The sequence below is a fragment of the Microbacterium sp. SLBN-146 genome, assembly GCF_006715145.1.
Taxonomy (GTDB): Bacteria; Actinomycetota; Actinomycetes; order Actinomycetales; family Microbacteriaceae; genus Microbacterium.
In genome coordinates, this window is record NZ_VFMR01000001.1 from 2,219,823 (window position 1) to 2,238,673 (window position 18,851).

The following is an 18,851-nucleotide window of genomic DNA, read 5'->3' on the forward strand; positions in this document are numbered from 1 at the left end:
CGCCGCCAGGCGGGATCGAACTCCCAGCCGGACATCACCGCCGCCGTCGAATCAGTGGCGCTCGGCGAACCTGTCAACAGTGCTCGGCGGGCCGGACAGCGGGTGGCCTCACCGGAGCGGTCCATAACTCAGTCTCAGCGGTGTTCGCACCCGACCTCAGCCGCGGAATTCCGGGCTGAGGCGGCGGTGTCGAGTCCATCGAGGCGGAGTTATGAACCGCGCACCGATGAGAGCGCACACGATTCGGGGGATCTCGCGCTTCGGGTCCGGTTCTCGACGGCGCTGACGCCCGGATCGTCGAACTGGCCGGCGAGTATGGGTATAACCCCGACACGGCGCTCCTCAGTGCCGACCAGCCCAGGTCCTCGCACTGACCGACCGGCACCCACCGCGGAGCCCGACTGTGTGGAACCATGGGGCGCGTGGCTATCACGGTGAATGCTGATAATTTCGTTCGCGCCGAGACAGATCGGATGTTCCACGACCTGCAGCAGACTGCGGGTGGGATCAACCGGTTCTTGCACAACACCGAGCCGGCGGCGATCGACAAGCAGACGGTGATTCGGCTGAATCGAGACACTCTCTACAGCTTCGCCGTGGTCGATGTGGCGAACGGTGCGACCCTGTCGCTCCCCGACGCGGGGGAGCGGTACCTGTCGGCGATGGTCGTTAACGACGACCACTTCGTCGAGGCAATCTTCCACGACGCGGGCGAGCACGAACTCCTCGCCGACGAGCTGGGGAGTCGCTACGTGTTCGTGGCCGTTCGCATCCTCGTCGACCCGACCGACCCCGCAGATGTGGCCGAGGTGACGACGCTTCAGCAGCAGGTCACCCTGGCGAGCAACTCCGCCGAGCCCTTTTCGTACCCCGACTACGACGACGAGACCTTCGACGAGACGCGGGATGCGCTCCTCTCTCTCGCCCGCAACCTCACGGGGTTCGAGCGCATGTTCGGCACGAAGGACGAGGTCGATCCCGTTCGCCACCTCATCGGCACGGCGGCCGGATGGGGCGGCTTGCCGGGCAGCGAAGCCGCCTACATCGGCGTCGACCCGCGCCTCCCGGTCGGGCAGTATGAGCTCACCGTCGGCGATGTTCCCGTCGACGGGTTCTGGTCGATCTCGGTCTACAACGCGCAGGGCTTCTTCGAACCGAACGACCGCGACGCCTACACCGTCAACAACATCACGGCGGTCAAGAACGACGACGGATCGACGACCGTGCGTTTCGGTGACTATCCCGAGGGCACGCCGAACGCGATTCCGGTCACCGATGGGTGGAACTACCTCATCCGTCTGTACCGTCCGCGCCCAGAGATCACCGACGGCAGCTGGGTGTTCCCCTCGATCGCCTCGTGAGCGGTGCGCGCATGCCTGTCTCGTCGCGCAGCCGACGCCTGCCTGCGATCGTCATAGCGCTCGTGCTCGGCGCGACCGCGCTCGCCGGGTGCATGTCGCCCTCAACCCTGCCTCAGATGCCCGGGGAGGAGCAACGCGTCGAGAGCCAGGCTCAGGTTGATGTCGCCGAGCTGGTCAGGGCAATGGACGGGCGCCTCATCGACGACATCAACGGCTGGGCGCGCTCAGCCGTGGCGAAAGCGCAGAGCATGCCCTTCGGTTTCCCGCACATCGACCTGATCCGTATCGCGGCTCTTGAAGCGACCGAGCTCATCGATCCCGTGGGGCAATTGGACTTCCGTGTCAATCCGACCGAGAACCCGTACGGCGAAGCGATCGCGCACTGCTATCGCGTCGCCTTCGACTACTACGGAAAGGTCGGGGAGTGGTCGACGTCTGACGGGGTCGAGCCGATCGACTGCCCCGCGGATGCTGCGCCGGTCACCCCGCCGCCGGACACACGGATCGTCGAGGTGGTCGTCGACAACGCGCAGGACGTCATCCACGCGGTTCTGCTCGAGCGGATCCAGACCGGGTCGCCCGCGAGCGAGAGCGACATCGCCGCGACGATCGTCTCGCGCCTCGACACACCCACCGGGGAGTACGAGGTAGCGGCTGCTCCTCGCGTGCTCATCGACTCGTCTTCCGGCAAAGAGCGAGTCGGCGTCGCGATGGGACAGGGCTACGACTGCACGCTGGTCAAGAGCGAAGACGGCGTCGTGACGGACGTCCACGCGCCCATCGAACTCGTGCAACCCGGCGAGTACGGCTGCAACCCCGACACGGCTCTCCTCAGCGCCGACCAGCTCCGCCCCTCGCACTGAGCGGACTGCGCGTCAGCAAGAGACCGGGACCGACTCTGCCGGGGGCGCTCTGCGAAAGAAGAACCCTCTTCGAGTCAGTCGCCTGCAGCGACAGCGCACGCGCTTTGGAGGTCGATGTGAACCAGTCCATCGATCGTCGTTGAGTCCAGGATGCTCATTCGCTCGACCGGCATCGTCGCGCTGTAGCGGATGTCCTCCTGCATTGCTCGATCGGCTAGGTAGTCGGCGGAATCCCATCGGGCGAGGATGGCTGCAACCGACCGGGGGTTGTCCGACGTGCTCACGTCGATTGCTGCGGTGTAGCGGGTGCCGGAATCGCCGCAAGCCTCCGCCCGCAACATGCTCGGGTCTGTGATGAATGCCAATCCGTCTTGGCCGATGACAGGTGGTGAGGCCGCGGCAAGGCTGCCCTCGATCATCGCGAGCATGTCGGCTCGGGCCTGCTCGATCGTGAGGGCGGGCTCGGCGGACGTGTCGCTCCAACCTCGAATGGCAGCGGGTGTGTTGCCGACCGCATCCGTCCCGCGTTGAGCGAAGGCGTCGAGCTGACCAGCCGCCGACGTCACGACGAGGAGCGCAGCGGTAAGAAGGATGCTGCAGACGATTCCCATGACAGTCGACAAGCTCCGGCGGAGATGCGCGCCACCGATGGCGACGGCGAAAGTGACGAAGACGCAGATGGCGAGGAGTGTCGTCGTGCGAAGGAGTAGCTGCGCCGAGCCGTTCAGCTCTTCGATCCACCCTGCTGCGGTTGACGGATCGTCGTATCCGCCGCCCACGCCGAGGAGGGCGACCAGAGCCGACCATCCGCCCACGAGGACTGTGCCGATGAAGATCGTGGCCGAGACCAACACGTCGAGCGCTCGCGCTTCTTGACGGGTGAGGGGCGCCATCGGCTTGCCGAGATCATCTATCGAGATTCGATCGAAGTGCATCGAATAACGATAGGTCACGCTTTGCTACTGCGGCAGCTCCTCCCGCGGTCGCGCCAGATTGGCGGCATTGATGAGGTAGGAGCACCTGAGAGCGATCGTGTACTTCGTCGCTGGCGAGACGGATCCGGGGTCATTGACGGCCCGCTTGAGATCGTCGAGGTCGACGCGGGTCAACTGTGCGATGTTCTCCAACGTGAGCCGACATTCGGCCGTCAGAGACTCGAGGATGCCGCGAAGCCGTTCATCGTCGTCGATCTCGGCAACGTGCGTCAGCAGCGCTGTGAGAACGGAGACGCGGGTGCTCTCTGCGTCCGTGAGTGGCGGTGCATCCGACGCCACGTTGACAGTGCCGTGGTGCTCCTCATGGAGCAATGCCGTCAGTCTGTCGGAGTCGATTCGGGTGATCGCGGTCAAAGCCTGGAGGGAGATGTGCCCCGACGCGAGGAGTCGGTTCAACTCCTTCGCAACCTTCTGCGACTGCGTCATTGGCACTCCCCACTCTTCCGGATGGCTCCCACTCTGCCCCACGTAAGCGAGCTCAAGTGCAGAAGGACATCGGGATCTCGTCTGCGGTCACGCTGATCTCTGCTACGACGCCGATCTCGATGCGAGAGAACTTGCGTCGTCGCGGCACGTCGAACTGGCGACGTCGTGGACCGTCCGGGAGAGCTCATCAGCTTCAACGCTGACACCCGTGTCAAGACGTGGAATGGGATCGGCGACGAGATCGAGGTGATGCTCGAAGTCGACCGCGCACCGCGAGCGGTTGAGGTGCCGGAGGCGCTCCAGGTCGCGCTGAACCGCGTTCACGTCAGGGTGCGGTGGTCGCCTCCACGCGGAAGCTGTGCTTCTGGAATTCGCCAGAGGGAGGCGTGCGCCAGTGCAGGGTGATCCTGTCGCGTTCACGGGCTTCGTAGCGAACAGTGATCGCATCGCCGCTGCCCACCTTGATGGGCAGGCTGAAGTCGGTGTCGACCGTCGAGTGTGACGACCAGGGCTTGATGAAGCGCAGCTCCGTCGGGAGGCCCGTGTTGGTGAACGTGAGGACCCCCGGCGCGGTGTACTCGCGGTTCCACTGGGTGGTGGGGGCCGTATCGGTGCGGGGCTCCCTCGCCGGTGAGGCCACGAGCGCGCGACGGTCTCGAGACCAGACGGTCAGTCCCGCGACGACGAGCGCTGCGCCTCCGATGATGGTCAGGATGCCGAGCGCGACCACCCAACCGAGCCAAGACTCGCGTGCCCAGAGCGCCGGTGCGCCGAGCGCGATGGCCACGCCGACACCGACGATGCCGATGCCGTAGCCGATCCGGTTCTTTCCGCGCACCCGTGAACTCTAGCGACATGCGCCAGGTCGGTGCTCGCTCAGCGGTGGGTCGGGCGCATCGGGGGGAGGGTCGAGACGAGCACGCTGTCGGGGCTCGTCTCCTTGAGCGCCTGTCGACGGGTCTCGTCGAGATATCCGACGTGGTTCTGGAACGCGGCACGTGCTCCGTCGGGGTCGCTCGCCGCGATCGCGAGGTAGATCGCCTCGTGCTGTTGCGACACGAGGTCGCGGTCGAGCTGGTCGACGAAGACGGAGTTCGTCGCGGGTCGTGCGAGATGCACCGACGTCATCGCGAGCTCGAGGATGGGGTTTCGCGCCGCGCGGGTGATCGCCGTGTGGAACGTGAGGTCGAGATCGAGCCACTCCGGCATGGGCAGCGACGGGTCGGTGCTGGCATCCACCGCCTGCTTGATCGCCGCGAGGTCGTCGTCGTCGCGACGGAGCGCGGCGAGCTCGACGCAGTGCATTTCGAGCACCCAGCGGGCCTCGTCGACGTCGCGCACGGAGACGTTGCCCGCCCGGTACCAGAGTTGGATCGCATCGGCGAGCTGCTCCGCGACCTCTTCCGAGTCGGGGACGGCGACGAACGTGCCGCCGTTGCTGCCGCGCGCCGATACGACGAGCCCCATCGCTGACAGCAGCTTGAGCCCTTCGCGGGCGGTGGCCCGAGACACGTCGAAGGCCTCCGCGAGCTCGACCTCGGAAGGGAGGCGCTCGCCGGGGGACCAGATGCCGTCCGAGATCGCGGTGCGCAGCTGGCGCGCGATCTGGCCCGAGGCATCCCGTCTTCCCAGCGGCTCGGGCGTGAAGATTCCCATCCGTCTCCTTCGTCCACTGCCTATCGAAACACATGGTTTACAAGTCGGCCACGCTGAAGTAATAATTCGAACGTTGAATGTTAGACAATCAACCCGAGAGGCTCGACATGAAACGCTCCCTCCTTCCCGCGGCCGCACTGCTGCTGTCCGCCATCGCCCTTTCCGCCTGCAGCGCCCCGACGCCGGCAACGGATGCCGGTGCGCCGAGCACCAGCGCGACCGCCGTCGCCGACGACTCGGCCATGGCGACGACGATCGAGTACCTCGACGCGGGTCTTCCCGACCTCGAGGGCGCGACGATCGCCTACCTGACCGAGTGCGCCGCGGCCAACGCCTACTGCCAGACGCGCCTCCAAGGTGCGGAGGACATGGCCGCTGAAGCGAACGCCGAGCTCGTCGTGTTCGACGCCAACTTCGACCCCGCCGCACAGCTCGCGCAGGTGCAGGACGCCGTCCAGCGCGGCTTCGACGGATACCTGTTCTCGCCCGTCGCGTCGACCTCGGGATGCTCCGACCTCGACGTCCTCCTCGAAACCGGCAAGCCTGTCGCGACCATCAACAGCCCCATGTGCGGCAACCCCGACTACACCGAGGGCACCGTCGGATTCGTCGGGATGCAGACGGAGTCGTTCTTCACGGAACACGTCAAGAACGCCTTCGCGTCGTGCGAAGGCGAATGCGAGGCCGTCGCCGTCGGCGGCTTCGTGGGAAGCGACCTCTTCACCCGCTGGGAGAGCGCGATCGCCGCGGCATCCGCGGAATACCCCAACGTGACCGTCGTGTCGGACCAGCCCGGCAACTTCGATCCCGCTGCGGCGCTCACTGTCGTGCAGGACGCGATTGCAGCGAACCCCGACGTCTCGATCGTCGTGTCGTCGTGGGATGACATGACGCGCGGCGTCGAGCAGGCCATCACGGCCAGCGGAAAGACGCCCGGCACCGACGTGCGCATCTACAGCGTCGGCGGCACGACCGACGGCGTCGCGAAGGTGGTCGACGGCGCCTGGAGCGGCACCTCGGTGCTCCTTCCCTATGAAGAGTCGGCCTACGGCTTCGTGCAGCTCGCGCGCGCGATCGAGACGGGGGAGTCGACCCCCGGCTTCACGTTCCTCGGCGACGCACCCGTCGTCGTCGATGGTCCGGGCTCGATCTTCATCACGAGCGACAACGCGGACACCTTCACACCGGAGTACTGAGCCATGATCGTCCCCTCGTCCGGAGAGCGCATCGCCCTGTCGATGCGAGACCTGCGCAAGGCATACCCGGGAGTCGTCGCGCTCGACGCCGTGAGCCTCGACGTCTCCGCCGGCCAGGTCCACGGGATCGTCGGAGAGAACGGAGCCGGAAAGTCGACTCTCATGAAGACGATCGCCGGTGCTGTCACTCCGGACGAGGGGACCGTCCTCGTCGACGGTGCCGCCGTTCCCGCCGATGTCCACGCCGCCTCCGCGGCGGGGATCGCCATGATCTACCAAGAGCTCACGATCATCCCCGAGCTCACGGCGTGCGACAACGTCTTCCTCGGAGATCCGCCGCGGAGCGGTGTCATCCTCTCCCGCCGCCGCGCTCGCGCTCGCTTCCGCGAGATCGGTCAGCGCCTCGGGGTCGACATCGCGCCCGGCGCGCGTGCCGGGTCGCTCTCGACGAGCGCGCAGCAGCTCCTCGAGATCATGCGCGCGCTCGCCCGCGACCGGCGCATCGTCGTGATGGATGAGCCCACGGCATCCCTCGGTCCTGCCGACATCGAACGGCTCCATGGCATCATCCGCGACCTCCGCAGCCGCGGCGTCACGGTGCTCTACGTCTCGCACGACCTCGATGCGGTCCTCGACGTGTGCGACACCGTGAGCGTTATGAGGGCGGGACGGATGGTCGCGACCGCCCCCGCGGCGGAGTGGACGCACCACGCTCTCGTGACGGAGATGGTCGGTGCCGTCTCGCCGCCCGAGCCCCGCGCGCCGCGCGACCAGGAGCATCCCGTCGTCCTCGATGTGCGCGGCGTGCGCGGCCCCGGCGTCGACCTGCCCGACCTCACGGTGCGCGCCGGCGAGATCGTCGGTCTCGCGGGACTCGTCGGGTCGGGACGCTCACGCCTCCTCACGGCGCTCGCGGGAGCGGGCACGCTCGAGGCCGGCTCGATGTCGATCGATCGCCGCCCCGTCGCCTGGCCGCGATCACCGCGGGCGGCCGCCCGGATCGGCATCGTGCTGGCTCCCGAAGACCGAAAGGCGCAAGGCCTCGTGCTCGATCGCGCGTCGAGCTGGAACGTCGCGATCGGCGCGTTCGCGCGTGCTGCCGGTGCGATTCGCGTCACGCGACGCCGCATCGCACGCTGGGCGAAACCCTTCGCGACGCGTGCGGCGCTCCCCGAGCATCGGCTGGCGGTTTCCGTCGGAACGCTCTCGGGAGGCAACCAGCAGAAGGTCCTCCTCGCGCGCCAGATCAGCCGCGAGCCTCGCCTCCTTCTGCTCGACGAACCCACGCGGGGAATCGATGTCGGAGCGAAAGCGCAGGTGTTCGGGATGCTGCGCTCCCTCGCCGACGAAGGCCTCGCCATCGTCTGGGCGAGCAGCGAACTCGAAGAGGTCGCGCGCTACTCGGATCGCGTCATCGTGCTTGCGCAGGGTCGCGCCGTCGCCGAACTGCCCGGCGGATGCGACGTGCACGACATCCTCACCCACTCGTTCTCGCAGACCCACCGGAAGGCCGCCGCATGAGCGTCGCCACCAAGACCGCGTCACCCGTCCCGCTCCGCGACGCCCTGACTCGCGTGCGTTCCTTCGGCGTCGTGCTCGCCCTCATCGTGCTCGTCGTCATCGTGACGGTCGCGCAGCCCGCGTTCCTCGCGCCGGGGAACCTCATGAACATCCTGAGTCAGTGGGCTCCCATCGCGATCATGGGCGTCGGCATGACGTACGTCGTCATCACGGGCGGATTCGACCTGTCGGTCGCAGCCGTCTTCGCGCTGGGGGGAGTCGTCGCGGCGGGCCTCGGACAGACGATGGCCCCGATGATCGCGTTCCTCGTCGCTGTCGCCGTGGGCGCTCTCGCGGGCCTCCTCAACGGATTCATCGTGACCGTGCTGCGGGTGAACCCCTTCATCGCGACACTCGGCAGCTCGCTCATCCTCGGCGGTGTCGCGCTCGTCGTGACTGCCAACCGCCCCTTCGTCGTCGCGTTCGCCGACTTCGGAATCCTCGGATCGGGGCGATTCCTCGGTGTTCCGTACTCGGGAATGGTCGCGATCCTCGTGATGGTCGTCGGCGGACTCGTCCTGGCCTACACGGCGTATGGCCAGAACGTCTATGCCGTGGGCGGCAACCTCGAAGCCAGTCACCTCTCCGGCATCCACACGACGCGTGTCGTGAGCCTCGCCTACGTGCTGTCGGGAGCGTGCGCGGGACTCGCGGGCGGCATCAGCGCGTCGCAGCTCAGCTCCGCTCAGGCGAGCATGGGCGCCAATCTCCTCTTCGACGTGCTCACCGTCGTGATCGTCGGAGGAACGTCGCTCGCCGGCGGCAAGGGAGCCGTCTGGCGCACGGCGGTCGGCGTCGGCATCCTCGCGACGTTGCAGAACGGCTTCAACCTTCTCGACGTCGATCCGTACTACCAGAACATCATCAAGGGCCTCATCATCATCGCGGCGCTGGCGAACGTACGGTTCTCGCGTCGCATCCGCCCGGCCGCGTAGGCGCCGGTCTTCAGCATCCACCCCCAGACTCACCCGCCAGACTCGACACAAAGGAGAACGACATGTCCGTACCTCAGATCGAAGAACTCACCATCGCCGCCGCTCACGAGGGATTCCGCTCGGGCGCGTTCACGGCCCGCGACCTCGTCGACGCCTACCTCGACCGCATCGCCGCGGTCGACGCGGCAGGTCCTGCGCTGAACTCGATCATCACGATCGCCTCCGACGCGCGGGATCAGGCCGATCGACTGGACGCGGAGTTCGCCCGCACGGGAGACCTGACGGGTCCGCTCCACGGCGTCCCCGTGGTCGTGAAGGACCAGATCGAGACGGCCGACATGCCGACGTCCTTCGGCAATGTCGCCGCTGCGGAATACCTCCCCGCGCAGGATGCCACGGCGATCGCGAAGCTCCGTGACGCGGGCGCGATCATCCTCGGCAAGACGACGCTTCCCGACTTCGCGACCTCGTGGTTCTCGACGTCGTCCCGCAGCGGTGTGACCAAGAACCCCTACGACCTCGCGCGTGACCCGGGCGGATCGAGCAGCGGTTCGGCGACGGCCGTCGCGGCGAACCTCGCCCTCGTCGGCATCGGTGAGGACACGGGCGGGTCCATCCGGCTTCCCGCGTCCTTCTGTGGACTCGTCGGTGTGCGCGTCACCCCGGGGCTCATCAGCCGCGCGGGCATGTCGTCGCTCGTCGTCCCGCAGGACACAGCAGGCCCCATGACGCGCACGGTCGAAGATGCCGCGCGTCTGCTCGACGTGCTCGTCGGATACGACGCACGCGACGAGTTCACGGGTGCCGTCGTCGTGGACGGTGGGGGAGCGACCTACGCCGAGTCGGCGGCGCCGCGCTCCGTCGAGGGGTTGCGTCTCGGTGTGCTGCGCCAGGCCTTCCCCGACGAGACCGACCCCGACGGCGCACAGGCGGCATCCGTTCTCGAGACGGCCCTCGCAACCCTCGCCGACGCCGGAGCCGACCTCGTCGAGATCGAGATCGACCGGCTCGACGAGCAGGTCGGATTCACGTCGCTCTACACGACGCGCTCGCAGCAGGACATGGATGCGTTCGTCGGAGCGCGGCCCGACCTTCCGGTGCAGTCGATGCGGGCGATCGTCGAAGCGGGGGAGTACCACGAGAAGCTCGACCTGCTCGAAGCGATCGTTGCGGGTCCGCTCGACCCCACCGACGACCCCGCGTACCTCGAGCGGGTGCTCGCGCAGACGGCGTTCCAGCGGCAGGTGCTCGGCATCATGGCCGCGCACGACCTCGACGCGATCGTCTTCCCCGACTCGAAGCTCCCGGCCCCGACCCACGCCGACATCTTCGCCGACCGGTGGACGTGCCTCACGTACCCGACCAACACCGTCATCGCGTCGCAGCTGCTCTTCCCGGCCATCACCGTCCCGGCCGGGTTCACGGCGCACGGACTGCCCGTGGGGCTCGAGATGATGTCGGCTCCCTACTCGGAGCGCGCGCTGCTCGGCGTCGCGGCCGCGATCGAAGGTGCGATCGGCGCACGTCGCGCACCCCGCCTCGACACGGTCGAGGCATGAGGCGCGTCACCGTCAACGCTGATCTCGGTGAGGCCATCGGCATCCACTCCTTCGGCAACGACGATGCGCTCCTCGACATCGTCGATTCCGTCAACATCGCGTGCGGCATGCACGCCGGCGACCCGAGCGAGATGCGCCGGGTCGTCGCGAAGGCCGCCGAGCGGGGTGTGACGATCGGAGCTCACCCGGGCCTCCCCGACCTCGTGGGCTTCGGGCGCCGGGCGATGGCGATGGATGCCGGTGAGGTGCGCGACCTCGTGCGGTACCAGGTCGGTGCGCTCGTGGCGTTCCTCGACGACGTTGGTGCAGCGCTTCATCACGTCAAGCCGCACGGCGCGCTCTTCGGCATGGCGATGGCCGACGTCGACATCATGCGGGGGGTCTGCGAGGTCGCGGCGCAGTTCGACGCCGGCGTCTACGGCCTTCAGGGCACGGCGCACGAAGAGGCGGCGCGCGAGGTCGGCGTGCCGTTCTTCTCGGAGCTCTACGTCGACCTCGACTACGACGACGACGGTGTGCTCGTCATCGAGCGGCGTGCGCGGCCGACCGAAGTGGCATCCGCTCGACAGCGGACACGGGATGCCGTCGGCTCCGGCCTGCTGCGCACCGTCTCCGGCCAGAGCCGCACCGTCACGGTCGACACGGTGTGCGTGCACTCCGACCTGCCGAACGCCGTCGAGGTCGCGACAGCCGTGCGAGAGGAGATCGACGCGCTCGCGGCGGAGTGACGCGGATCGGACGGGGGTCGTTGCTCCTCTTCAGTCCCCTGAGAAGGAACGACGACCCCTGCCATTCCTTCGAGGGTCGTCGGCAGTGTCGGAGCTCGGGGCGAGGATAGGTGCATGAAGCGCCTGGATCTCGCGTGGCGGGGGATCGACGACGAGGCTCGAGTTGACCGCGCCCGAGTACGCGTCGATGACGACGGGATGATCGCTCACGGCACCTCGATCACCGACGACTACGCCCTGTCGTGGAGCCTGGACGCGACCGAGGGGTGGATCACACGCACGCTCGGTGTGACGGTGCATGGTGACGGATGGTGGCGCGCGCTCGCCCTCGCCCATTCCCACGAGGGCGTGTGGACGGCACACGTCGAGACGCACGGCGACGTCGATCTGCCGCTCGCGGGCATCGAAGACGACGCGGCACTGGGCGGTGCGCTCGACTGCGACCTCGGACTGTGTCCCGTGACCAACACGATGCCCATCCGCCGACTGGGGCTGCTCGATGCCGATGCCGATGCCGATGCCGACATCTGCACGACGCTCGTCATGGCGTGGGTGGAGGTCCCGTCTCTTCGTGTCCTCCGCAGCGACCAGGTCTACCGGTATGCGGGTCCCGCTCTCATCGGGTTCCGCAGCGGTGACTTCGCTGCCGAGATTTCGGTCGACGGTGATGGGTTCGTCATCGACTACCCCCAGCTTGCGCGGCGTGTCCCGTCGCCGTGATCAGGCGCTTGACAGATCCAATGCCGCGTGGGGTGTCGGCGTCGATCTGGTGATGCGCTGGCACGGATCGCGCAACTCGTGAACCGGCGTGGTGGGATGGACACGTGACCGCACCCCAGAACGCCCTCTCGCTGACGATCGCCGGAACCCCCGACTTCGGAAGTGTTGTGCTGCAGTCGCTCTACCGCATCACTCGCCGATCGACCCCCGAGCTACGCCGCTCCATTCGCTCGGGTGAGCCTGTCTACACCGCGACACTCTTCGGCAACGAACACATCGACGTCGTTCCCCGGCTCGAGAAGACCGCCGCCTACCTCGAAGAGATCGGCGTTCCGTTCGTCATTCACGAATGGGTCGATGGTGAGCGCGAAGAGATCTCGATCGAGCTCATGCGAGAGATCATCGAGTCCGCCGACGGTCAGTTCGCCTGAACGGCGACGACGTGGCCGGCGTGGATGATCTGTTCAGCAATCGGCCGACATGATGGGCACGTGGAGCACCCCGAACGACAACGTCGCTGGATGCCGTTCGTCGTCACACTGCTGATCTGCGCGCCGATTGCGGTGCTGCTCGCCTGGCCACAGCTCTTCGGCGTCCAGACCGCGCTGGTGGTGTCGCAGCTGGTCGCATTCCGGATGCCGATCGCGTTGCTCCTCCTCATCGGAGCCGCAGCCTTCGGCGCGACGGCGCTCCTGCGCCGCCGCTGGGGGATTGCGGCCGGACTCGCGGTGGTGCTCGCCGTCACCTCGATCACCAGTGGGGGTGTGGCTCTGGCGCGCGGGCTCGGCGGGTCGATGCCCGTTGGTGACCTCACGGTCGTGGCCTGGAACACTCTCGGCGGAGCGGCGTCGCCGGAGAGCATCGCCCGGTTCCTCCTCGATTCCCATGCCGACATCGTGAGCCTGCCCGAAATGGACGAGACCGCCGTGGCAGAGGTGGCACGCCTCTTGTCGCTGGCAGGCGTCAAGATGAACGCCCACACCACCTACGGTGAGACGGGCTACTCCGAGATCCCGACGTCGGTGCTGGTCTCCGCCGACCTGGGGGAGTACCGCATCGATGCGTCGGCGGGGTCCACTCCCGACCTGCCGAGCGCTGTCCTTCGCCCCGTGGGAGGCGAAGGGCCGACGATCGTCGCCGCGCACCCGATGCCGCCGCTGCCGTTCTCGATGGGCCAATGGCGTGCGGGACTTCAGTGGGTGGCCGATCAGTGCACGGAGCCTGACACGATCGTCGCGGGCGACCTGAACGCGACCCTCGACCACCTCTCCGGCCTCGGCGTCGACGGCGGCACCGTGGGTGAGTGCCGGGATGCTGGGCTCGAGGCGGGTGCGGCAGGGGTGGGCACATGGCCGATCTCGGCGCCCACGTGGCTCGGGGCACCGATCGACCACGTGCTCGTGGGCTCCGCGTGGAAGGTGCGCGGCTTCGAGGTCATCACATCGGTCGACGACGCCGGCAGCGATCACCGTCCCGTCGTCGCAGTGCTCGACGCCCGCTGACCCGCGGAGAGCTCTTGCTCAGAGCCGCAGAATGCCCACGCGCTCGCCGAAGAGCTCCTCGCCCGTCGGCACGAAACCGAGCGTGAGATAGAACTTCTCGGGGCCGTCGTCACCCGGTTCCCACAGCACGGTGATCGCATCGAAGCCGCGGCGGCGGGCCTCGTCGGCGACCTGCATGACCGCGAAGCGGCCGACGCCCCGGCCCTGCGCCGCGGTGTCGATGTTGAGGCGCCACACGCCGGCGCGGAATGCGGCGATCTCGTTCTCGGCGTCGAAGTTCGCCATGACGAACCCGACGACGTTCTCTCCGTCGAGGATGGCTCTCGGCCACGCGGTGGGGGTGACGTAGGCCTCGGCGAGCGAGTAGACGACGGGCGCGACGTTGGCGGGTTCGCTGGGTCGCGGAGGCAATGCGACGAGCGCATCCAGCAGGTCTGGTGAGGGAGGTTCGAGTCTGAGGTCGGACATGCGCGTCACGATAGCCCGCGCCACCGACACCAGCTGGATGACCTCGTCCCCGTGCAGATGTTTCCGTTTGGTAAAGCCTCGAATTCCTTCTTGCCAGAACGGCGTGGTCCCGTTTACGGTAAACCAAAGCGGTTTGGCAAAGCGCTTTGGAAGGAAGCACCGTGGTATCGATCGCAGACGTCGCATCCCGGGCGGGAGTGAGCCCGACGACGGTCTCGCATGCCCTCAGCGGCAAGCGCAAGGTGAGCGAGAGTGTTCGCGATCGCGTCGAGCGCGCCATGCAGGAACTCGGCTACGTGCCCAGCCGCACGGCCCAGAGTCTCGCGAGCGGACGGACGCGCATCATCGGCCTCATCGTTCCCGACATCAGCAACGAGTTCTTCGCTGAACTGACGCGCGGGGTCGAGATGGCGGCCGTCGACCGCGGCTACAACGTCATCCTCTGCACGACGGGATTCGATCACGCACGCGAAGTGCACTATCTCACGATGATCCGCTCGCGTGCCGTCGACGGCCTCGTCTACGCGGCAGGATCGCCCCCCACGACCTCGGAGCTCGGTGACATCCTCGGCAACCTCCCCCTCGTGCTCGTCGATGAAGAGGTCCCGGGCTCCGAGGCGCCATCGTTCGTCTCCGACAACGAGACGGGAGGACGGATGCTCGCCGAGCATCTGCTCTCCCTCGGTCACCGCCGCGCCGTCGTCCTGGCCGCAGAGGGCGACCTCGTCAGCAGCGACCAACGCGTCCACGGATTCCGCGAAGCGTGGACGGTGGCGGGGGAGGAAGCCCCGCCCGTGTACACCGGCAGCTTCACGGCCGAGGGTGGCCGGTCGGCGATCGCGCCGCACATCCGCTCGCTCATCGACGACGATGTGACGGCCGTCTTCGCCGCGAACGATCTCATGGCGCTCGGTGCCATCGAAGAGCTCGAGCAGCACGGCGTCGCCATCCCCACCGATCTGTCCGTCGTCGGCTTCGACGACATCACCGCGGGCCGCTTCGCCCGCCCGCGTCTCACGACGGTGCGGCAGAACGTCGCCGAGCTCGGTGCCCGCGCCATCGAAGCGCTCGTGGCTCAGCTCGACGACGCCGCGTATGCACCGTCGGGCCCGGCCGAGCGCACGGTCCTTCCCGTCACACTCACCGTCCGCGAATCGTCAGCGCCCGCCCGGCGCGGAAAGGAGCGATGAGATGTCCGACATCGTCATCAATCGCGTCTCGAAGGTGTTCGCCACCGCACGCAAGCGCACCGTCGCGCTCAACGAGACGACCCTCGAGATCTCCACGAATGAGACCGTCTGCATCGTCGGGCCGAGTGGTTGCGGCAAGACGACACTGCTCAACCTGATCGCGGGGTTCATCGCCCCGACAAGCGGCACGATCACGGTCGACGGTCGCAGCGTCAAGGGTCCCGGCTCGGACCGGGCGGTCGTCTTCCAGTCCGATGCGGTCTTCCCGTGGCTGACGGTCGCCGACAACGTGTCTTACGGCATGCGGATGCAGGGCGTCCCGGCGGCCGAGCGTCGGTCGCGCACCGACCACTACCTCGAGCTCGTCGGTCTCGCCGACTTCCGGAAGGCGTACCCCAAGGAGCTCTCCGGCGGAATGCGCAAGCGCGTCGACCTCGCCCGCGCGTACGCGAGCGGCCCGGGAGTCCTGCTCCTGGATGAACCGTTCGGCGCGCTCGACCTCTTCACGAAGGAGGCGATGTGGCTCGCACTCGCGGGTGTCATCGCCGCCGAGCCCAAGACGAGCGTCTTCGTCACCCACGACATCGAGGAAGCCCTCTTCCTCGGCGACCGCGTCGTCGTCATGACCCCGCGACCGGCCCGGGTGCACAGCATCCTCGACATCCCCTTCGGCGCCGATCGCGATCTCGCGCTGCGCGCCACCACCGAATTCCAGTCCCTCCGCAATCAGATCGCGAACACCCTCCGGGAGGTCCACGATGACGCAGCTTGACGTCCCCACCGCCGCAACCGGCGGCATCCCGGCGCCCGAGGACTCACCCGCCTTCGGCGCACGCCCGCGCCGCAACGTCGGTCCGCTGCTGAGCGTCCTGTCCGTCGCCGTCGTGCTCGTGCTCTGGTGGGTGCTGACGACGGGCACCGGCTTCATCCGTCCCCTGTACTTCCCGAGCCCCGAGTCGCTGTGGACCGCGGCGGTCACGCTCAATACCCAACTCGTGAGCGATGCCGCAGCGACGCTCCTTCGCGTCGTCGTCTCATGGGTCGGAGGGTCGATCCTCGGCGTCGTCGTCGGACTCTTCATGGCCCGCAGTCGCTGGTTCTTCTACGTCATCAATCCGATCGTCGAAGCCGTCCGCCCCGTCCCGCCTGTCGCGCTCATCCCGTTCGTGATCCTCTGGTTCGGCATCGGAGACGACGGGAAGATCTTCCTCGGTGCTCTCGCGTGCTTCATGGTGATGGTCGTCAACACGACGGTCGCGTGCGGCAACGTTCCGCCCGTCTACATCCAGGCCGCCGAGTCGCTGGGCGCCAAGCGCAACCAGGTGTATCGCACGGTCGTTCTGCCGGCGATCATCCCCGAAATCCTCTCGGGCTTCCGGATCGGCAGCGCGCTCGCCTTCGCTGTCATCGTCGCCGCCGAGTTCCAAGGAGCCGACGTCGGAATCGGTCGCCTCATCATGCAGGCGAGCCGCACGCTGAACACTCCCGTCGTGCTCCTCGGCACGGTCGTGATCGCGATCATGGCCGTCCTCCTCGATCTCGGCATCTCGCGCCTCAGCAGATACATCACCCGCTGGTCAGCGCAGCGCTGACGTCCCTGAACCACGCCGAAACCCCCTCAGACCCACTCCAGCACCACCCGACACTGCAGATCCGCCCCAGGAGCGGAACGACTGGAAGGAAGAGACATGAACAAGACACGGCTCGCGGTCGCCATCCCGGCGGTCGCCCTCATCACGGCGCTCGCCGGCTGCGCAGGCGGCGGCACGTCCGGCGAGTCCGAAGGCGGGCTCACGAAGCTCACCGTCGGCATCTCGCCGTTCCAAGACACGTATCTCCCGATCATCGGACAGGAAGAGGGCTGGTTCGAAGAAGCGGGTCTCGACGTCGAACTTCGCTCGCTCGCATGGAACGCCGCGATGCCGACGCTGATCTCGGGTGACGTCGACATCGTCGTGAACAACACGACGGGCGTCGTCTCGGTCGCCAACGCCGACCCCGAGGTCGTCTACGCGTACGGCTGGAACCCCTTCACGGAAGGCTCCGCCCTCATGGTGCGGCCCGACGGCGACATCGCGACGATCGACGAGCTCGAGGCCACGGCATCCGACCGTGACGAAGCCCGCACAGAGGTCATCGAGTCGCTGGCAGGCAAGACGATCGTGACGACCCTGTCGACCGACATGGGCAAGCAGATCAACGACGCCCTCGCCTCCGTCGGGATGAGCGAAGACGACGTGACGTTCGTCGACATGGATCCGGATGCCGGTCTCGCGGCCTTCCTCACGGGCACCGGCGACGCCTACCTCGGCGGCGTGCCGCAGCGCGCCAAAGCTCTCGAGGAGGGCATGGTCATCGGGCTCTCCGGCCCCGACCTGGCCGCGCCGCCCATCAACGGCGCCGTCACGACCCGCACCTTCGTCGACGAGAACGAAGAGGCGCTCCTGTCGTTCATCGACGTCATGCATCGCATCATCCGCTACTGCGACGCCGAGACCGAAGCCTGCGGCCAGACGATCACCGATCGCCTGAACGAGGAGACGGCGGCGGGACTCACGGTCGACGGCTTCATGGACTACTGGCAGAACATCGAACTCTACGCGCCCAACGCACAGGCTGCGAGCGACATGATCCTCGCCGATGACGGCGTCGCCTACTGGAAGACCACGTGGGACAGCGACAACGCCTACCTCTTCGGCTCGGGAGACATCCCCGCCGAAGTGCCTGCCGACGAGCACTTCCTCATGCAGCAGGTGTGGGACGCGTATGTCGCCGAGTACGGCGCCGACCAGACCGGCTATTGAACCACGGCCGGCTGCTGAACCACAGACCGGCTCCCGAACCACAGGAAGGAGAGTGTGATGGGCGTCAAGATCCACCACATCGTCACAGGCGAGCTGGAGAGCTCGCTCCCCGTCTCGCTGCTCAACTCGGGTGCGCACCCCGACGTTCCTCACGAGGACCGGTTGCCGTTCGGCTTCCGCGACGACATCGTGCGGCGCGACGGATCCGTCCACGAGGGGGTGATGGTGCCGGTGCCCGTGTGGCTCATCGAAGGGGCGGGCAAGATCATCCTCATCGACACGGGACTCGGAGACATCGATGAGGTCTCGGAGATGCAGAGCCGGTACGGCGTCGACTTCGTCGCGTCGCGGTCTGACGATCAGGACCTCGTCGCGGGCCTCGCTCGCCACGGCGTGAAGCCGGAAGACGTCGACATCGTCGTGCTCACGCACCTGCACTTCGACCACGTGGGGAACAACGAACTCTTCCCCCACGCGACGTTCATCGTGCAGGCGGACGAACTGCCGCAGGCGACCCATCCACCTCACTTCTGCATGTTCTATTACCCGGAGTACTCCTACAAGGTCGAGGCGGTCCGCGACCGCCTCCAAGTGATCGACGGAGACCTGCAGATCGACCCGGCCGTGCGACTCGTGAAGATCGGGGGCCACACCCCCGGCTGCATGGTCGTCATGGTCACGACCGACGTCGGCACCGTCTGCCTGACGAGCGACGTCATGTACAACTACAAGAATCTCGAGCTCAACTGGCCCATGGGCTCGTTCTGGGACCTGCCCGACCTCATGGCGGGATACGACCGCCTGCATCGCGAGGCGGACATCATCATCCCGGAACACGACTGGCAGTTCCTCGAGGAACACCCCAGCGGCACGATCGGCTGAAAGGCA

20 protein-coding genes are annotated in these 18,851 nt (G+C 67.3%); 15 read left to right on the forward strand and 5 right to left on the reverse strand.

Going from position 1 to position 18,851, the window contains the following annotated elements:
* Window positions 1–473: 473 nt before the first annotated feature.
* Entirely contained in the window at window positions 474–1,361 is an 888-nt protein-coding gene (locus tag FBY39_RS09605) for a DUF1214 domain-containing protein (protein ID WP_141932092.1), read from the forward strand.
* Between the two features lie 116 nt (window positions 1,362–1,477).
* Window positions 1,478–2,224, forward strand: a complete 747-nt coding sequence (locus tag FBY39_RS09610) for a hypothetical protein (protein WP_141932093.1) — start codon at window positions 1,478–1,480, stop codon at window positions 2,222–2,224.
* Between the two features lie 74 nt (window positions 2,225–2,298).
* On the opposite strand, the gene FBY39_RS09615 is transcribed toward FBY39_RS09610, so the two are convergent.
* The 4 genes from FBY39_RS09615 to FBY39_RS09630 form a co-directional block, all read right to left on the reverse strand.
* Window positions 2,299–3,159, reverse strand: a complete 861-nt coding sequence (locus tag FBY39_RS09615; protein WP_141932094.1) for a hypothetical protein — start codon at window positions 3,157–3,159, stop codon at window positions 2,299–2,301.
* 24 nt (window positions 3,160–3,183) lie between these two features.
* Complete coding sequence (locus FBY39_RS09620; RefSeq protein ID WP_141932095.1) at window positions 3,184–3,645, reverse strand: HTH domain-containing protein; 462 nt, start codon at window positions 3,643–3,645, stop codon at window positions 3,184–3,186.
* Between the two features lie 325 nt (window positions 3,646–3,970).
* Entirely contained in the window at window positions 3,971–4,483 is a 513-nt protein-coding gene (locus tag FBY39_RS09625; protein ID WP_141932096.1) for a hypothetical protein, read from the reverse strand.
* A 38-nt stretch (window positions 4,484–4,521) separates the two neighbouring features.
* Complete coding sequence (locus FBY39_RS09630; RefSeq protein ID WP_141932097.1) at window positions 4,522–5,301, reverse strand: FadR/GntR family transcriptional regulator; 780 nt, start codon at window positions 5,299–5,301, stop codon at window positions 4,522–4,524.
* Between the two features lie 107 nt (window positions 5,302–5,408).
* Between FBY39_RS09630 and FBY39_RS09635 the strand changes: the two genes are divergently transcribed.
* The 8 genes from FBY39_RS09635 (at window position 5,409) to FBY39_RS09670 (ending at window position 13,501) form a co-directional block, all read left to right on the forward strand.
* A complete protein-coding gene (locus FBY39_RS09635; RefSeq protein ID WP_160133075.1) occupies window positions 5,409–6,497 on the forward strand; it encodes a sugar ABC transporter substrate-binding protein in 1,089 nt (362 codons plus the stop codon).
* A 3-nt stretch (window positions 6,498–6,500) separates the two neighbouring features.
* Window positions 6,501–8,018 (forward strand): sugar ABC transporter ATP-binding protein, encoded by a 1,518-nt coding sequence (locus FBY39_RS09640; protein WP_141932099.1) that lies wholly within the window; start codon window positions 6,501–6,503, stop codon window positions 8,016–8,018.
* Window positions 8,015–8,992 (forward strand): ABC transporter permease, encoded by a 978-nt coding sequence (locus FBY39_RS09645; RefSeq protein ID WP_160133077.1) that lies wholly within the window; start codon window positions 8,015–8,017, stop codon window positions 8,990–8,992. The genes FBY39_RS09640 and FBY39_RS09645 overlap by 4 nt, the downstream gene beginning before the upstream one ends.
* A 62-nt stretch (window positions 8,993–9,054) precedes the next feature.
* Window positions 9,055–10,551 (forward strand): amidase, encoded by a 1,497-nt coding sequence (locus FBY39_RS09650; protein WP_141932101.1) that lies wholly within the window; start codon window positions 9,055–9,057, stop codon window positions 10,549–10,551.
* Complete coding sequence (locus FBY39_RS09655) at window positions 10,548–11,279, forward strand: 5-oxoprolinase subunit PxpA (RefSeq protein WP_141932102.1); 732 nt, start codon at window positions 10,548–10,550, stop codon at window positions 11,277–11,279. The genes FBY39_RS09650 and FBY39_RS09655 overlap by 4 nt, the downstream gene beginning before the upstream one ends.
* A 114-nt stretch (window positions 11,280–11,393) precedes the next feature.
* Window positions 11,394–11,999 (forward strand): putative glycolipid-binding domain-containing protein, encoded by a 606-nt coding sequence (locus FBY39_RS09660; protein WP_141932103.1) that lies wholly within the window; start codon window positions 11,394–11,396, stop codon window positions 11,997–11,999.
* A 104-nt stretch (window positions 12,000–12,103) separates the two neighbouring features.
* Window positions 12,104–12,430 carry a hypothetical protein gene (locus FBY39_RS09665; RefSeq protein WP_141932104.1) on the forward strand — a complete coding sequence of 109 codons (327 nt, stop codon included), beginning with the start codon at window positions 12,104–12,106 and terminating at the stop codon, window positions 12,428–12,430.
* Between the two features lie 60 nt (window positions 12,431–12,490).
* Window positions 12,491–13,501 carry an endonuclease/exonuclease/phosphatase family protein gene (locus tag FBY39_RS09670; protein ID WP_160133079.1) on the forward strand — a complete coding sequence of 337 codons (1,011 nt, stop codon included), beginning with the start codon at window positions 12,491–12,493 and terminating at the stop codon, window positions 13,499–13,501.
* Window positions 13,502–13,519: 18 nt separating this feature from the next.
* On the opposite strand, the gene FBY39_RS09675 is transcribed toward FBY39_RS09670, so the two are convergent.
* Entirely contained in the window at window positions 13,520–13,969 is a 450-nt protein-coding gene (locus tag FBY39_RS09675; protein ID WP_141932106.1) for a GNAT family N-acetyltransferase, read from the reverse strand.
* A 161-nt stretch (window positions 13,970–14,130) separates the two neighbouring features.
* Here FBY39_RS09675 and FBY39_RS09680 point away from each other — a divergent pair, with 161 nt between their 5' ends.
* From FBY39_RS09680 to FBY39_RS09700, 5 genes are all read left to right on the forward strand, one after another.
* Window positions 14,131–15,159 (forward strand): LacI family DNA-binding transcriptional regulator, encoded by a 1,029-nt coding sequence (locus FBY39_RS09680; protein ID WP_160133081.1) that lies wholly within the window; start codon window positions 14,131–14,133, stop codon window positions 15,157–15,159.
* Between the two features lies 1 nt (window position 15,160).
* On the forward strand, window positions 15,161–15,931 hold the full coding sequence (locus tag FBY39_RS09685; RefSeq protein WP_141932108.1) for an ABC transporter ATP-binding protein: 771 nt from the start codon (window positions 15,161–15,163) through the stop codon (window positions 15,929–15,931).
* Window positions 15,918–16,751, forward strand: coding sequence for an ABC transporter permease (locus tag FBY39_RS09690; protein WP_141932109.1), 834 nt, complete (start codon window positions 15,918–15,920; stop codon window positions 16,749–16,751). Before FBY39_RS09685 ends, FBY39_RS09690 begins: the two co-directional genes overlap by 14 nt.
* A gap of 96 nt (window positions 16,752–16,847) precedes the next feature.
* Window positions 16,848–17,963: an ABC transporter substrate-binding protein gene (locus FBY39_RS09695; RefSeq protein WP_141932110.1), complete on the forward strand. Its 1,116-nt coding sequence runs from the start codon at window positions 16,848–16,850 to the stop codon at window positions 17,961–17,963.
* A gap of 57 nt (window positions 17,964–18,020) precedes the next feature.
* Window positions 18,021–18,845, forward strand: a complete 825-nt coding sequence (locus tag FBY39_RS09700) for an N-acyl homoserine lactonase family protein (RefSeq protein ID WP_141932111.1) — start codon at window positions 18,021–18,023, stop codon at window positions 18,843–18,845.
* The last annotated feature ends 6 nt before the right edge of the window (window positions 18,846–18,851 follow it).

Excerpts from the sequence above, each read along its gene's own strand:
- FBY39_RS09685 (WP_141932108.1), top strand. The coding sequence starts at position 15,161 with ATGTCCGACATCGTCATCAATCGCGTCTCGAAGGTGTTCGCCACCGCA.
- FBY39_RS09615 (WP_141932094.1), bottom strand. The coding sequence starts at position 3,159 with ATGCACTTCGATCGAATCTCGATAGATGATCTCGGCAAGCCGATGGCG.
- FBY39_RS09700 (WP_141932111.1), top strand. The coding sequence starts at position 18,021 with ATGGGCGTCAAGATCCACCACATCGTCACAGGCGAGCTGGAGAGCTCG.
- FBY39_RS09635 (WP_160133075.1), top strand. The coding sequence starts at position 5,409 with ATGAAACGCTCCCTCCTTCCCGCGGCCGCACTGCTGCTGTCCGCCATC.
- FBY39_RS09605 (WP_141932092.1), top strand. The coding sequence starts at position 474 with ATGTTCCACGACCTGCAGCAGACTGCGGGTGGGATCAACCGGTTCTTG.
- FBY39_RS09655 (WP_141932102.1), top strand. The coding sequence starts at position 10,548 with ATGAGGCGCGTCACCGTCAACGCTGATCTCGGTGAGGCCATCGGCATC.
- FBY39_RS09645 (WP_160133077.1), top strand. The coding sequence starts at position 8,015 with ATGAGCGTCGCCACCAAGACCGCGTCACCCGTCCCGCTCCGCGACGCC.
- FBY39_RS09660 (WP_141932103.1), top strand. The coding sequence starts at position 11,394 with ATGAAGCGCCTGGATCTCGCGTGGCGGGGGATCGACGACGAGGCTCGA.
- FBY39_RS09675 (WP_141932106.1), bottom strand. The coding sequence starts at position 13,969 with ATGTCCGACCTCAGACTCGAACCTCCCTCACCAGACCTGCTGGATGCG.
- FBY39_RS09620 (WP_141932095.1), bottom strand. The coding sequence starts at position 3,645 with ATGACGCAGTCGCAGAAGGTTGCGAAGGAGTTGAACCGACTCCTCGCG.
- FBY39_RS09630 (WP_141932097.1), bottom strand. The coding sequence starts at position 5,301 with ATGGGAATCTTCACGCCCGAGCCGCTGGGAAGACGGGATGCCTCGGGC.
- FBY39_RS09695 (WP_141932110.1), top strand. The coding sequence starts at position 16,848 with ATGAACAAGACACGGCTCGCGGTCGCCATCCCGGCGGTCGCCCTCATC.
- FBY39_RS09690 (WP_141932109.1), top strand. The coding sequence starts at position 15,918 with ATGACGCAGCTTGACGTCCCCACCGCCGCAACCGGCGGCATCCCGGCG.
- FBY39_RS09640 (WP_141932099.1), top strand. The coding sequence starts at position 6,501 with ATGATCGTCCCCTCGTCCGGAGAGCGCATCGCCCTGTCGATGCGAGAC.
- FBY39_RS09650 (WP_141932101.1), top strand. The coding sequence starts at position 9,055 with ATGTCCGTACCTCAGATCGAAGAACTCACCATCGCCGCCGCTCACGAG.
- FBY39_RS09610 (WP_141932093.1), top strand. The coding sequence starts at position 1,478 with ATGCCCGGGGAGGAGCAACGCGTCGAGAGCCAGGCTCAGGTTGATGTC.